We start from the raw sequence: 14,535 nt of genomic DNA, 5'->3' as shown, positions 1-14,535 counted from the left end.
TTTGAATTCCTGATAAAAAAATCGGTGTAAATTTTATAATAAAAAAGGCAAAACTTCAGTGATTTTTCCCACGGTTTTAAAGTTCTCGTGCTTTACTTCGTGGTCAATTCTTTCATGAGCCCAAGTTGTGTGGAACGGAATATGAACGGCGTGGCCACCGATTCCTAAAACCGGCAAAACATCTGATTTTAGAGAGTTTCCAATCATAAAAAACTCTTCGGGCTGAATTTCCAAACGGCCTAATAAATCATGATAATCTTTTTCCTGCTTGTCTGACATCACTTCGATATGGTGAAAATAATGGCCCAAACCGGAATTGTGCAATTTTCTTCTTTGGTCTAATAAATCGCCTTTTGTGGCAACAACCAATTTGTATTTTCCGTGTAGGGCTTGAAGCGTTTCTTCAACGCCATCCAACAATTCAATGGGCCTTTGCAGTAATTCTTTTCCGTATTCTAAGATCTTATCTACTACTTGAATGCTGATGGTCTTGTTCGAAATTTTCATCGCCGCTTCAATCATGGACAAAATATACCCTTTGATTCCGTAACCGTAAAGCGGTAAATTATCGATTTCCACCTTGAAAAGTTCCTGGGAAATTCCTTGCTTCGAAAGATAATCATTCATCAGGCCACAGAATTTTTCTTCTGTTTCCTGAAAATAAGGTTCGTTCACAAATAAGGTGTCGTCAGCGTCGAAAGCTATTACTTTGATGTTCATAGATTATATTTTAAACACAAATTTCACGAATTTACACAAAATCGCTGAGAAATCAATTCGTGATAATTCGTGAAATTCGTGTTTCTTATTTAATTTATCGTTTCTCCATTTCCAGCTTCAGCATCTGGATTTACAAAAACCAATTTGCCTTCCGCATTGGTCGTCATCAAAATCATACCTTGGCTTTCCACACCACGCAAAGCTCTTGGAGCCAAATTCACCAAAACCGTCACTTTTCTTCCCACAATTTCTTCTGGAGAAAAACTCTCGGCAATTCCAGAAACGATGGTTCTGACATCTATTCCGGTGTCTACTTTCAAAACTAAAAGCTTATTTGCTTTTGGCATTTTCTCCGCTTCGATAATCGTTCCAACACGTATATCCATTTTAGCGAAATCTTCAAATTGAATCAACTCTTTTTGAGGTTCTGCTTTTTTGTTTTCTGCTTTGTTGGCTGTTTTTGTTGCTTCCAATTTGTCTATTTGTTTTTGAATTTCTTCGTCTTCAATTTTTGCGAAAAGCAATTCCGCTTCTCCAATTTTGTGTCCAGCCGGAATCAAATCTGAATTTTCAGAAATGTCGCTCCAAGTCAGGCTTGAATTATTTTTAACTTCCGCCAAAACCGCCGTTTCATCAGAAATTCCAAAAGTTGAAATGGAAGATGGCGTTGCATTTAAAATACGTTTTAATTTCTCCGATGTAAAAGGCAAAAACGGTTCTGCCAAAACGCTCAAAGCACCTGCAATTTGAAGCGCCACATACATCTGCGTTTTCACTCTTTCTGGATTGTCTTTAATGACTTTCCAAGGCTCTTCATCGGCCAAATATTTGTTTCCTAAACGTGCCACATTCATCAATTCGCCCAAAGCTTCCCTAAATCTGTAACGTTCCACCGAACTTGCAATTACAGCAGGATACGCTTTTAATTCGGCCAAAGTGGCTTCGTCAACATCAGAAAATTCGTTTGGAGTTGGAACAATTCCGTCGTAATATTTATTCGTCAAAACCACAACTCTGTTGATGAAATTACCAAAAATCGCCACCAATTCATTGTTGTTTCTCGCTTGAAAATCCTTCCAAGTAAAATCATTATCCTTTGTTTCCGGAGCGTTTGACGTCAATGCATAACGCAAAACATCTTGCTTATCTGGGAAATCTTCCAAATATTCGTGCAACCAAACCGCCCAGTTTTTAGACGTAGAAAGTTTGTTTCCTTCCAAATTCAAAAACTCATTTGCAGGCACGTTATCTGGCAAAATATAACTTCCTTCGGCTTTCAACATCGCCGGAAAAATCACACAGTGAAAAACAATATTGTCTTTCCCGATGAAATGAACCAACTTCGTATCGTCTGATTTCCAGTACGGTTCCCAATCTTTTCCTTCGCGCAAAGCCCATTCTTTCGTAGAAGAAATGTAGCCAATTGGCGCGTCAAACCACACATATAATTTCTTTCCTTCTGCACCTTCAACCGGAACGTCAATTCCCCAATCTAAATCTCTTGTCACGGCACGAGGCTCTAAACCGCCGTCAATCCACGATTTCACTTGGCCATAAACATTCGGCTTCCAGTCGTTTTTATGTCCGACTAGAATCCATTCTCTCAAGAAATCTTCGTAGCGATCCAAAGGCAAAAACCAGTGTTTCGTAGACTTCAAAACCGGAGTTTCGCCTGTAATGGTCGATTTTGGGTTAATCAAATCCGTAGCGTTCAACGTCGAACCGCATTTTTCACATTGGTCGCCATAAGCTTCCTCGTTGCCACATTTCGGGCAGGTTCCCATCACAAAACGGTCGGCCAAAAACTGGTCGGCTTTCGCATCATACAATTGTTCGGTTGTTTCTTCGATAAAATCACCGTTTTCATACAGTTTTCTGAAAAATTCAGAAGCCGTATCGTGGTGGATTTTAGCTGAAGTACGCGAATAATTGTCAAAAGAAATTCCGAAATCGGCAAACGATTTTCGAATGATTCCGTCGTACTTGTCAATCACTTCCTGTGGCGTAATTCCTTCTTTTTTAGCTTTCATAGAAATCGCAACACCGTGTTCATCGCTTCCGCAAATGAAGGCGACATCGCGGTTTTGCAAGCGTAAAAAACGCGCATAAATATCAGAAGGAACATAAACTCCCGCCAAATGCCCAATGTGAATTGGGCCGTTAGTGTAAGGCAACGCTGCCGTAATCGTATATCTTTTTGGATGCTGTATCATTGATTTTCAAAATTAAGATTCTGAAATTAATTCAGAACGAATGCAAAAATAATCTATTGCCATTGAAATACCTAAAAAGCCACTTTTTATTATGATTTTTTGAAGCAAATCGTCAGGCATTTTCGAAAATTCATTTTCCCGCTTTCCGTTCCAATCTTTTTATTTTTAAAGAAAAAATAAAAAGGATTTTCTCTGCAATCGGGGCTATTTGAAAAACGTTAGGCTTTCTTTTAACTTCGGGACAATTGCGTGAAAAGCTAGTGTTCATTCATTCTTAATTATTCAGTTATCTTTGCAACATAACTTCCAAATTAAAAATTATGGCAAAAGGACCTGAAAAAAATACGAAAAACAAGGCTTTGCACACCAAATTATTGAACCGTAAAAAAGCCAAGCTCCAAGAAGAAAAAAGAGAAAAAACGGCACGAATGAAAGCTTTGGTTGCCAAAATGAACCAGCAAAAAAAGGACGATGAATCAAAGCTGGAATAAATTCTCTTCTAAATTAGAACCAATTTAAACTGACCTTTAAAAATCCAAAAACCCAGCAAAACAATAATTCCTTCAAATATATTTTGCAATCTTTGACTTCAAATAAATAAGAAAGCAAAATGAGCAAGACAAAATTAACCGTAACCAAAAACGGATTTATAAAAATAGATGGTGATTTCGAAATTGTTGACCAAGAAGGAAAGGTGTATGATTTGCAAGGCAGAACGGCTTTAGGACTTTGCCGTTGTGGATTATCAGCAAACAAGCCTTTTTGTGACGGAGCTCATCGAAATGGTTTTGAGCACGAACCAACTGCTTTTGATTTGCCACCGATGAAAGCGAAATAAGAAGTTGAAAATAGACCGAAAGCCACATTTTAAGAATGTGGCTTTTTTGTTTCAGTTAAATTCAGAAAATAGTGAACCACTCAAGAAATTATCAGAAATTTGCATCTACTTAAAAATCAGAAAAAATGGAATTCGGTAAAATAATAGTTTCAGAAACAGCAATGAACAGTGAAAATCAGCACGACGTGATTCTCTCGAATATTTCAATAATTAATTTAATGCGTGAAGAAGGCGTCAACGATGATTTGATTCATGAAGATGCTTTGATGAGCTATTATTTAGATTATTATTGGACACAACTTTCAGAAGGCAATTTTGCTCAATTTGTACACAAATCAGGTTGGGACAAAGAATTGAACGAACTTATTGAAGAAGGTTTGGCGCTGATTGGAGCCGAAAAACATCTGGGATTGTTTCAACAGCAATCTAAAAAAGTAAGGTTGATGAGCAGTGTGAAGCTCAATAAGTTTCTGAAAGGAAAATTGGAAGGCGTAAATCCGGTTAGAGATTCTTTAAACAATGATACTTTTTTTGAATTAGAAGAAAATCTAATCTCACTGAATGCTGATTTTTTAAAATCGCATCCCGATTTTGAAGTTCTTTCGGTTGATGAAATTTTTGAAACGTTAGAAGAATTTGTCGGCCACGAAATTAAAAGAGCTTAAGTTGCAGCAAGACAGAACGTTTTATTAAATTTACGTTTTAACGAAGCGACTAAACAAAAACGAGATGTTTATAAAAAAAATAATTGCACTTTTTTTCTTTTTCAATCTTACTATTTTACATTCTCAAACAAAACTAACTATGCCAGAATATTTAAAAAAAGGAGATACTGTCGGGATTTTAGCAACCGCCCGAAAAATTGATTTGGCAACGCTTCAACCCGGAATAAAATTACTGGAAAGTTGGGGATTGAAAGTAGTGATTGGAAAAACTATCGGGAAAGAGCAAAATCAATTGGCTGGAGCCGACTGGCAGCGTGCGACTGATTTCCAGGAAATGATTGACAATCCAATTATTAAAGCGATCTGGGCAGCCAAAGGCGGTTACGGAACGGTGCGAATCGTGGATAGAATCAATTTTGAAAATTTCAAGAAAAAACCAAAATGGGTCATCGGTTTCAGCGATGTGACGGTCTTGCACAGCCACATTAACAATATGAACATAGGAACCTTGCACGCAATCATGACGATCAGCGCGAAATCGGCAACTCCTGAAGCAATTGAAACTTTTAGGAAAGCATTGTTCGGAGAGAAATTAGAATATCATATTCCGAATCACGCATTTAATAAACCAGGAAAAGCAACTGGTGAATTGGTCGGAGGAAATCTTTCAGTTTTATACAGCATTCAAGGTTCGGAATCAGCTGTTGATATGAACGGAAAAATTCTTTTCTTGGAAGATTTGGATGAATACCTGTACCATATTGATCGGATGATGATGAATCTGAAACGAAATGGTTCGTTGAAAGGATTGAAAGGAATTATCATCGGAGGCATGACTTCAATGAATGATAATGATATTCCGTGGGGCCACGATTCGCTCCAAATTATCCAAGATATTGTAAAAGACTTAAATATTCCCGTGGCCTATAATTTTCCGGCAGGACACATAAAAGACAATAGAACGCTGATTTTAGGCAAAAATGTTATATTTGAAGTAAACAGCAACGAAACTGTGTTAAAATTTCAGTAGTTTTTATATTTTTAAATTATTGGTTCCACTATGGCAGAACATAATGAATTGGGGAAATTAGGGGAAGAATTAGCCGTAGAATACTTGCAAAAAGAAGGTTATGAAATTTTGGAAACCAATTGGGTATTTCAAAAGGCAGAAATAGATATCATAGCAAAAAAAGGCGAAATCGTTGCAGTAATAGAGGTTAAGACGAGATCTAGCATTGATTTTGGCTTGCCGCAAGATTTTGTAAATCCTAAAAAAATTCAGCTTTTAGTAAAAGCAATCAACGAATATATTATTTCTAATGATTTAGATGCAGAAGTGCGATTTGATATCATTTCTATACAAAAAATAGAGAAAAATTTTAAAATTGAGCATTTAATCGATGCTTTCTATTATTTTTAAAATTTAAAGTTTTAACAATTTGTTTTTAAATTGTATGTTTGCAATCAAACTACCACCAATTTATTAAAAAACTATGAAAACTATCTCTTCTGTAGTAGAACACTACATCAAGACCAAACCATTTTTATTAAGTGCGCTTTCCCAAGGAATTATCAACTTGACTTCCTTATCCAGAAATATGCTTCCTGATTTGAAGCAAGAATTAGGAAAAGATGTAAAACAAGGAGCTGTAGTAATGGCTTTAAAGCGCCTTTCAGAAGATCTTGATTTCAGATTAAATCACAAAATTGTTAAGGTTTTGAAAAGCATCGGAGAGATTACGGTCCGTTCTTCGCTGACAGATTTTACGTTTGCAGTTTCTGATAAAATTTTAGATAAGCAAGCGGCGTTAATCTCTGAAATAAACACGCATTCTGATATTTTTTATACGTCATCAAGAGGCGTAAGCGAAACAAATATCGTGATCAGCGAAAGTATGGCTCACCTGGTAAACGAACATTTTGTGGGAGAAAAATTGCTTCACAAATGGGAAAATTTAGCATCAATAACTGTTAAGCTACCAAAAGATAACGTTTCAACTCCGGGCGTTTATTATTTTATTTTCCAACGTTTGGCTTGGGAAGGAATTATTGTGAATGAAGTGATTTCTACTTCTTATGAATTTACAATCTTAGTGAGCGAAGACGAAGTGGATGTTGCTTTTAAAGTGATCAAAGACTTGAGAAACCTATAAGATTTTCAAATAAATGAAAAAGCCGTTTAAAATTTAAACGGCTTTTTTTTATATCATTTCAATAAGTTCCAACGCTCTCTTGACTGATTTTACATTTTCAAAAGTAAGTAGCAATCGCAATCCGTTTTTGGTTTCTTTCTCTTTCATTCGGCACAGGTTTCCATTTTTCTGCACAAATAGCAATACTTTCTGAAATTGATTTGAGGTGTAGTATTCTGATTGTTGGTCAGATACAAAATAAGCAACGATCTTTCCTTGTTTTAAAACCAATTTTTCAATTCCAAGTTTAATAGCGGTCCATTTGATCCGGATGCTGTTCAATAAAGCAATTGCTTGTTTTGGCAAAGGTCCAAATCGGTCAATCAATTTCTGTTCATAAGCAATTAATTCTGCCTCATTTTTTACATTGCTCAATTCATTATAAAGATTCAAACGTTCAGAAACATTGTTGATGTATTCATCAGGAAACAGCAATTCAAAGTCAGAATCAATCTGAATTTCTTTTACGAAATCTTTTTCAGGCGCATTTTCATCTTCCGGATACAAATCTTTAAACTCGTTTTCCTTCAATTCATCAATGGCCTCGTTCATGATTTTTTGGTAGGTTTCAAAACCGATCTCATTAATAAAACCGCTTTGTTCGCCACCTAATAAATCTCCGGCACCGCGAATTTCTAAGTCTTTCATGGCAATATTGAAACCGCTTCCCAATTCACTGAATTGTTCCAATGCTTGGATCCTTTTTCGGGCATCTTCCGTCATTACGGAATAAGGCGGACAAATAAAATAACAAAATGCTTTTTTATTGCTTCGACCCACGCGGCCACGCATTTGGTGCAAATCAGAAAGCCCGAAATTATTAGCATTATTGATGAAAATCGTATTCGCATTCGGTACGTCCAAACCACTTTCAATGATGGTTGTAGCGACCAAGACGTCAAAATCTCCGTTCATGAAAGCCAACATCAATTCTTCTAATTTTTTACCGTCCATTTGTCCGTGGCCCACGCCAACTCTGGCGCTAGGAACCAATCGCTGGATCATTCCGGCAATTTCTTTGATGTTCTCAATCCTGTTATTGATGAAAAAAACTTGTCCGTTTCTTTGTATTTCGTAGGAGATTGCATCGCGAATCAGCTCTTCGTTAAACCCGACAACTTGTGTTTCAATCGGATAGCGATTTGGTGGAGGCGTTGTAATTACAGACAAATCGCGTGCGGCCATCAATGAAAATTGCAACGTTCTCGGAATTGGAGTTGCTGTCAAAGTCAGCGTGTCGATGTTTGCAGCAATTGTTTTTAATTTGTCTTTTACATTTACGCCAAATTTTTGCTCCTCATCGACGATCAGCAATCCAAGATTTTTGAAAGAAACATTTTTATTGACCAATTGGTGCGTTCCGATGACAATATCTAATTTTCCGTCGGCCAGTTCTTTTAACGTTTCTGATTTTTGTTTTGCCGATCTAAAACGGTTCAAATAGCCCACGGTTACCGGCATGTCTTTTAAACGTTCTGTAAACGTTTTGTGATGCTGAAACGCTAAAATAGTTGTCGGAACCAATATTGCAACCTGTTTTCCGTTATCGACCGCTTTAAATGCGGCCCGAATGGCAACTTCTGTTTTTCCGAAACCAACGTCGCCACACACCAATCGGTCCATCGGGCGCTCGCTTTCCATATCTGATTTGACATCTTGCGTTGCTTTGTATTGGTCGGGCGTGTCTTCATAAATAAAAGACGACTCTAATTCTGCCTGAAGATAACTGTCTGGCGCATATTGAAACCCTTTTTCAAGCCTTCGCTTTGCGTATAATTGAATCAAATTAAAGGCAATATGTTTGACTCTCGCTTTGGTTTTTTGTTTTAAGACTTTCCAAGCGTTAGAACCTAATTTGTAAATTTTTGGAGGAGAACCGTCTTTGCCGTTGAACTTTGAAATCTTATAAAGCGAATGGATGCTCACATACACGATGTCATTATCGGCATAAACCAATTTTATGGCTTCTTGGGTTTTGTTCTCGACTTGAATTTTTTGCAAACCCCCAAAACGCCCAATTCCGTGGTCAATGTGCGTTACATAATCGCCAACCGAAAGCGTGTTCAATTCTTTTAAAGTAATCGTCTGCTTTTTTGAGTAGCCGTTTTTGATGCTAAATTTATGGTAGCGTTCAAAAATCTGGTGGTCGGTGTAGCACGCAATCTGGTTTTCTTCGTCCACAAATCCTTGATACAGAGGGAAAACCATGGCATGATATTGTTTTCTGATATTTTCGCTATTGGCTTCGTCTAACGATTCAAAAATGTCATGGAAACGTTTTGCCTGCTGTTCATTCGAGCAAAAAATATAATTTTTATAGCCGTTTTGCTGGTTGTCATTCAAATTATTTAGCAGTAAATCAAATTGCTTATTGAACGACGGCTGTGGCAGAATATGAAATTCAAATGTTTTTTGAGTCCTAAAAACAGCTTTTGAACCCAGTTCTGCAATGGTAAAATCAAGTGCTTTTTTAATAAACGCTTTCTGATTCAAAAACAATTCTTCTGGAGCAATGTGGTTTACAGTTGCATCCATTGTTCCAAAAATTTCTTTTGCCCTTCCAAAAAGTTGGTCTAATTTTGAAAAAAGCAAATCGGTATTCTGAATTAAAAGAACCGTTTTCTCATTGATATAATTTAAAAAGCTTTCTCTGTTTTCTTGGAAGAATTTATTTTCTACGTTTGGAATAATCGTAATTTTCTTCTGTTTTTCAATCGAAAGCTGTGTTTCTACATCAAAAGTCCGGATGCTGTCGACTTCATTTCCAAAGAATTCAATACGAAACGGGTTTTCATTCGAAAAAGAAAATACATCTAAGATTCCTCCCCGAACCGAAAATTCTCCAGGTTCTGTGATGAAATCCACGCGCTTAAATTCATATTCGAATAAAACTTCGTTGATGAAGTCAATTGAAACTTGGTCGCCGACTGCCACTTTCAGCGTGTTTTTGTCTAATTCTTTTCTCGTGACCACTTTTTCAAAAAGCGCCTCGGGATAAGAGACAATCAGGGCTGGTTTCTTTCTGGAATTGATTCGGTTCAAAACTTCCGCGCGAAGCAAAACGCTTGCATTGTCGGTATCTTCAATTTGATAAGGACGGCGGTAAGAACCGGGATAAAAAAGCACATCTTCTTCGCCAATCAGCTGCTCAAGGTCGTTTAAATAATAAGCGGCTTCTTCTTTATCCTGCAAAATAAGCAAGTAAGGAAGCTCCTCTTTTTTAAATAAGGAAGCAACAATTACAGAAAGCGATGAACCGATGAGTCCTTTCAAATGCACTTTATTCTCTCTAACGGCAAGGCTGTCAGAAATTTGCTTGACCTTTGGAGAATTGGCGTAAATATTTAAAATTGGTAGTTTCAAAAGATAATATTATCGGTTTTGTTTTGGATCTAAGTTCGGAACGATACCGCTGTTTCCTCTTGTATTACTCGGTTTTTGCTGTTGCAAATTAATGGGTGCTTCTGGCGCTGTCTTAACAATTGAATCGCGAACAGAACGCAACATTTCTGCTTCTCCTTCTTCAAGTCTGATTTCGCTTTTCTTAATGATTTCTTCCATTTGAGATTGCAGCGACGCTAATTCTTCGTTGATTTCAGGAATTAATTTGATGACTTTTTGGTCTTGAACATAACTCAAGTTGATATACAGGTCAAGAGATTTTATTTTTGTCGATAAAGTCATAATTCTGCTGATGATTTCTGGCTTGTTAAAACTGGCAGGAATATGATTTTGCAAATCGTTCACTTTTAAAGAAAGCGTTTTGGCTTTTTGCTGAAAGGCACCTATGGAACTTTTTGGTTTTTGCTCTAATTCTGAAATAAAAAGACGCCATTCTGACCAATTCTGAATTCTGTTTTGCAAAGCGGGACTTGGCTGTGGTGAATTAAAAACCCAAGCTTTGTTTATAATTTCAAATATCTGTTCGTTTTTTTTGCTTACTTTTTCATTCGCTTCAAGGCGTGCTGACTCGTCGTCTTTACACGAAACAAAGACCGAAAAAAGAGCAATAAGCAAATAAGGATAAATTCTCATTTAAATAGTTTTGAATTGCAAAGTTAATAAACAATTGGATAGCAATCTTTACGACAAAGACGAGTTTATTCATAAAAGTTCTTTAAAATTTCACAGTCTGTTTGTTGAATAATTGTTAGTATATGAGGTTATTAACTATTGTTTTTTAGTTTATCATAAATAGAAAGGCGTAAAAATCACAAATAATTTAAAATCTCAAAAGAAATCAAAGATTTAAATGTAATTTTTGTTTTTCGAAATCGTTATATTTGCCACTACCAAAATCCTCTCAGATGCACGCTAAAATTTTAATCATTGGCGCTTGTGGCCAAATCGGAACTGAATTAACAAAACAGCTCCGCAAACAATATGGAACTGATGCCGTCGTTGCTTCAGACGTTCGAAAAGGCAGTCCAGAATTTGTAAATTCAGGGCCTTTTGAAGTTGTAAACGCATTAGATTTCAATCAAATTGAAACAATTGTGGAGCAATATAATATTGAAGAAGTCTATTTGATGGCGGCTTTGCTTTCGGCAACCGCTGAAAAAAATCCAGCATTTGCTTGGGATTTGAATATGAATTCGCTTTTCCACGTATTAAATTTAGCCAAAGCAGGAAAAATTAAAAAGATTTTTTGGCCTTCGAGCATTGCAGTTTTCGGACCAACGACACCCAAAGAAGATACCCCGCAATATACCGTTATGGAACCTTCAACAGTATATGGAATCAGCAAGCAGTCTGGTGAAAGATGGTGTGAATATTACCACAATATTTTTGGGGTGGACATCAGAAGCATTCGTTATCCGGGATTGATCAGCTGGTCAACGCTTCCGGGTGGCGGCACGACAGATTATGCGGTTGATATTTACCATAAAGCATTGAGCGATGGAAAATATGAGTGCTTTTTATCAGAAGAAACAAAATTGCCGATGATGTATATGGACGACGCCATCCGTGCGACGATCAGCATTATGGAAGCTCCGGCAGAAAATATAAAAATTCGTTCCGCTTATAATTTAGCTGGAATCAGTTTTACTCCAACTGAAATTGCGACTGAAATTAAAAAACATATTCCAGAATTTTCAATTTCGTATGAACCTGATTTCAGGCAAAAAATCGCAGACAGCTGGCCATCAAGTATTGATGATTCTGAAGCAAGAAAAGACTGGGGCTGGAAACACGATTTTGACTTGGAAAGCATGACCAAAGATATGTTGGACCATTTAAAAGAATTGGAAAAAATTAGTCAATTTAGATAATGATTGGTTTAATTCAATAAAAAAAGCCGAAAGAGGAATTCTCTTTCGGCTTTTTATTTTATTTCTTTTTAAGTTTTTCAATAAGCAGATTTTCAATGGCTTCTTTTGCTTTAATAACTTCGTCAGAAGTGTCGTTGGGAATTGTCATTGAAAGTACATACTGTTTGATTTTCCATTGGCCGTTTATTTTTTCTAAAACACCAGAACCGCGACAGATTTTCATTTGCGTTGAAAGAAGTTCATCAAACCAAGCGAATTTTTTGTCAGAACTGAAGTAAATATTTCTTTCTAAAGCAAAAAAACTCCAGGCTTTTCCTTTGTCAAAATAAGGTTTTGCAAAAACTTCAAATTGCTTCTTGTTCCAATTTTCTGTGGCGTCGGTTCCGATGTAAATTCCGTCTTCGGCAATTTTATCGAAGTAATTTTTAAAATCTGCATTTGCAGCGTCTTTGTGCCAAGAATCCAAAAAGGTATTTATGGCTTTCTTTTGGTCTTGTGCTGAAGTTGCTATTGTAAAAGCAATAATTATGAAGGTTAAAATTTTTTGCATGAAATATGATTTTTAAAAGTAACTTTTTTTTGTAAAATTATAGATTATCTAAAATATAATGGTAGAAATTTTACTATACTTGCATCTAAAATCATTAATCATAAACAATTAACAAAATGAAAAAAATTACGCTGATCGCATTTTTGCTGGTTTCTTCATTGGGAATTGCCCAAGACATGAAAGTTATAAAAGGAGACTATAAATTCTTGAACGGAGCAAAAGAATTAAATGTAGAGTTTAATTATTCTGATTTAAAACTAATGAAAGATAATCTGACAAATGAGGAATATGTTTCTAAAAGAGCTTCTGAATTAAACGAAAAAACAAAAGGCAATGGTGATGTTTGGAAGAAAAAATGGGCAACAAGCAGAGAAGCTATCTGGGGTCCAAAATTCTTAGAATTAATGAACAAGGTTTATGGAAGTGAAAAAGATGTTACTATTCAAGAAGACTTGAAAAGCGCAAAATATACCTTAATTGTAGATGTAGTTTGGATTTATCCAGGTTGGGATGCAGCAGTTATGAAACAAAAAGCAAAAGTATCTTTAAACTATAGATTTGTAGAAACAGCAAACAAAAGCAACGTCTTGCTAGAAATTAAAAGTGAAGAAGCTCCTGGAGATCAATGGGGAAATAATTTTAGTAACGAATCAAGAATCGGAGAAGGTTTTGCAAAATCTGGAAAATCGCTAGGAAAAGAAATCGTTAAGAAAGCTTACAGATAATAAGCAATGAAAATATAAAAAAGCGCCTTATTGGGCGCTTTTTTCGTTATTTAAAATGTAAGCCATATTCTTAATGACATTATCGTGTTTTTTTACAAACGGATTTTCTTCATCCCAAACATATCCGGCTAAAACAGCACAAATTTTTCGTTTCACGTCGGGATTTTCAGGTCGGTGAAAAAACAAAGTTTGTAAGTTTCCGGTGTACCATTCTTTGACGTATGTCGCAAAAACATTGACACCGCGACGCATATATTCGGTATATTCTTTATCCCAATCTACTTTTTCGCCTTTTAATTCTTTTAAAAATAATTTGGCAGAAAGCATTCCCGATTCTGTAGCAAAACAAACTCCTGAAGAAAATACAGGATCTAAAAATTCAGAACTATTTCCGGTCAGCGTAAATCCGGATCCGCAAAGCTGGGTTACAGAACATGAATAATTTTCAATTTTATGCGGTTCAAATAAAAAATCGACGCCTTCAAAACGGTCTCTGTAAAAATCAGAACTTTTGATGACTGACTTTAAGGCTTCCGTGTTATCTTTTGAAAGTGAATTGATAAAGCTTGTTGGTCCAACCACGCCAATACTGGTATTTCCATCTGAAAAAGGAATGACCCAAAGCCACACTTTTGTTTCTAAAATATCAAAGGAAATCAAAGTTCCTTCGCGGCCTTCGGGACGATTTATGTCTTTTACATGCGAAAACATGGAAGAATTTTCTGGAATCGAAGAAGGCGCGTCTAATTTTAAAATCCGTGGCAAAACGCGTCCATATCCGCTGGAATCAATGATGAATTTAGCGGTAATTTCTTTTAAATTTCCGTCTTTGTCTTTTACAATTGTTTTTGAGGTGGTTCCTTCAAATTGCACGTCCAAAACTTCGGATTCAAATTCTACATCAACACCTTTTCTTACAATTTCTTGCGCCAATGTGTTGTCGAAATCAGCTCTGGGAACCTGCCAAGTCCAATCCCAACCTTGGGTAAATTTATCAGAAAAGTCAAAAAGGCAGATTTCTTTACCGCGAATAAAGCGGGCTCCAAATTTTTTTTCGAAGTTTTTTGGCAACAAAGCATCCAATAAGCCGGCTTCTTCATAATGCTCCATGGATCTGGGAATCAAGCTTTCTCCAATGACGAATCGAGGAAATTTTGATTTTTCAACCACTTTAATAGAGGCATTATTTTTATGCAAATAGCCTGCGGCAACGCATCCTGATGGTCCAGCGCCAATTATTAAAACATCAACATTCTCTTTCAGCATATTTAGTTTTTTAGAAACCTTAAAATTATCTTAATAAATCTTACATTTGTGAATGTAAATTTAAGCAACAATATTTCAATATAAAAATAAAAT

The 14,535-nt window shown here is 36.2% G+C and carries 14 protein-coding genes; 8 read left to right on the top strand and 6 right to left on the bottom strand.

Annotated elements, in window-relative coordinates; translation table 11 throughout:
* Positions 1 to 33: 33 nt before the first annotated feature.
* Complete coding sequence (locus EG849_RS00780; RefSeq protein WP_125011180.1) at positions 34 to 720, bottom strand: HAD family hydrolase; 687 nt, start codon at positions 718 to 720, stop codon at positions 34 to 36.
* An 89-nt stretch (positions 721 to 809) separates the two neighbouring features.
* Entirely contained in the window at positions 810 to 2,933 is a 2,124-nt protein-coding gene (gene metG, locus EG849_RS00775; RefSeq protein ID WP_125011179.1) for a methionine--tRNA ligase, read from the bottom strand.
* 320 nt (positions 2,934 to 3,253) lie between these two features.
* Here metG and EG849_RS15685 point away from each other — a divergent pair, with 320 nt between their 5' ends.
* The 6 genes from EG849_RS15685 to EG849_RS00750 all read left to right on the top strand — a co-directional run bounded on the left by EG849_RS15685 (position 3,254) and on the right by EG849_RS00750 (position 6,589).
* Complete coding sequence (locus EG849_RS15685; RefSeq protein WP_199732241.1) at positions 3,254 to 3,424, top strand: hypothetical protein; 171 nt, start codon at positions 3,254 to 3,256, stop codon at positions 3,422 to 3,424.
* A gap of 119 nt (positions 3,425 to 3,543) precedes the next feature.
* Positions 3,544 to 3,771, top strand: coding sequence for a CDGSH iron-sulfur domain-containing protein (locus tag EG849_RS00770; protein ID WP_125011178.1), 228 nt, complete (start codon positions 3,544 to 3,546; stop codon positions 3,769 to 3,771).
* Between the two features lie 125 nt (positions 3,772 to 3,896).
* Entirely contained in the window at positions 3,897 to 4,436 is a 540-nt protein-coding gene (locus EG849_RS00765; RefSeq protein WP_125011177.1) for a DMP19 family protein, read from the top strand.
* 139 nt (positions 4,437 to 4,575) lie between these two features.
* Positions 4,576 to 5,466 (top strand): S66 peptidase family protein, encoded by an 891-nt coding sequence (locus EG849_RS00760; RefSeq protein WP_233581725.1) that lies wholly within the window; start codon positions 4,576 to 4,578, stop codon positions 5,464 to 5,466.
* A gap of 30 nt (positions 5,467 to 5,496) precedes the next feature.
* On the top strand, positions 5,497 to 5,856 hold the full coding sequence (locus tag EG849_RS00755) for a YraN family protein (RefSeq protein WP_125011175.1): 360 nt from the start codon (positions 5,497 to 5,499) through the stop codon (positions 5,854 to 5,856).
* A gap of 73 nt (positions 5,857 to 5,929) precedes the next feature.
* Positions 5,930 to 6,589, top strand: a complete 660-nt coding sequence (locus EG849_RS00750) for an aspartate kinase (protein WP_125011174.1) — start codon at positions 5,930 to 5,932, stop codon at positions 6,587 to 6,589.
* Positions 6,590 to 6,637: 48 nt separating this feature from the next.
* On the opposite strand, the gene mfd is transcribed toward EG849_RS00750, so the two are convergent.
* Both mfd and EG849_RS00740 read right to left on the bottom strand, forming a co-directional pair.
* Complete coding sequence (gene mfd / locus EG849_RS00745) at positions 6,638 to 9,940, bottom strand: transcription-repair coupling factor (protein WP_449404082.1); 3,303 nt, start codon at positions 9,938 to 9,940, stop codon at positions 6,638 to 6,640.
* A gap of 60 nt (positions 9,941 to 10,000) precedes the next feature.
* Positions 10,001 to 10,663: a hypothetical protein gene (locus EG849_RS00740; protein ID WP_125011172.1), complete on the bottom strand. Its 663-nt coding sequence runs from the start codon at positions 10,661 to 10,663 to the stop codon at positions 10,001 to 10,003.
* A gap of 272 nt (positions 10,664 to 10,935) precedes the next feature.
* Between EG849_RS00740 and EG849_RS00735 the strand changes: the two genes are divergently transcribed.
* Positions 10,936 to 11,901: an L-threonine 3-dehydrogenase gene (locus EG849_RS00735; protein WP_125011171.1), complete on the top strand. Its 966-nt coding sequence runs from the start codon at positions 10,936 to 10,938 to the stop codon at positions 11,899 to 11,901.
* Between the two features lie 58 nt (positions 11,902 to 11,959).
* Here EG849_RS00735 and EG849_RS00730 read toward each other — a convergent pair whose 3' ends face one another.
* Entirely contained in the window at positions 11,960 to 12,451 is a 492-nt protein-coding gene (locus EG849_RS00730; RefSeq protein WP_125011170.1) for a nuclear transport factor 2 family protein, read from the bottom strand.
* 116 nt (positions 12,452 to 12,567) lie between these two features.
* Between EG849_RS00730 and EG849_RS00725 the strand changes: the two genes are divergently transcribed.
* Complete coding sequence (locus EG849_RS00725) at positions 12,568 to 13,176, top strand: hypothetical protein (protein WP_125011169.1); 609 nt, start codon at positions 12,568 to 12,570, stop codon at positions 13,174 to 13,176.
* Between the two features lie 27 nt (positions 13,177 to 13,203).
* On the opposite strand, the gene EG849_RS00720 is transcribed toward EG849_RS00725, so the two are convergent.
* The gene (locus EG849_RS00720) at positions 13,204 to 14,442 is read right to left on the bottom strand and encodes an NAD(P)/FAD-dependent oxidoreductase (RefSeq protein WP_125011168.1); all 1,239 of its coding nucleotides are present in this window, start codon (positions 14,440 to 14,442) and stop codon (positions 13,204 to 13,206) included.
* Positions 14,443 to 14,535: the final 93 nt, after the last annotated feature.

Origin of the sequence: Flavobacterium macacae, from assembly GCF_003865365.1 — a bacterium.
GTDB classification, from domain to species: domain Bacteria; phylum Bacteroidota; class Bacteroidia; order Flavobacteriales; family Flavobacteriaceae; genus Flavobacterium; species Flavobacterium macacae.
Note: the sequence above shows the minus strand (reverse complement) of the source record. Positions and strands in the feature narration are given on the sequence as shown.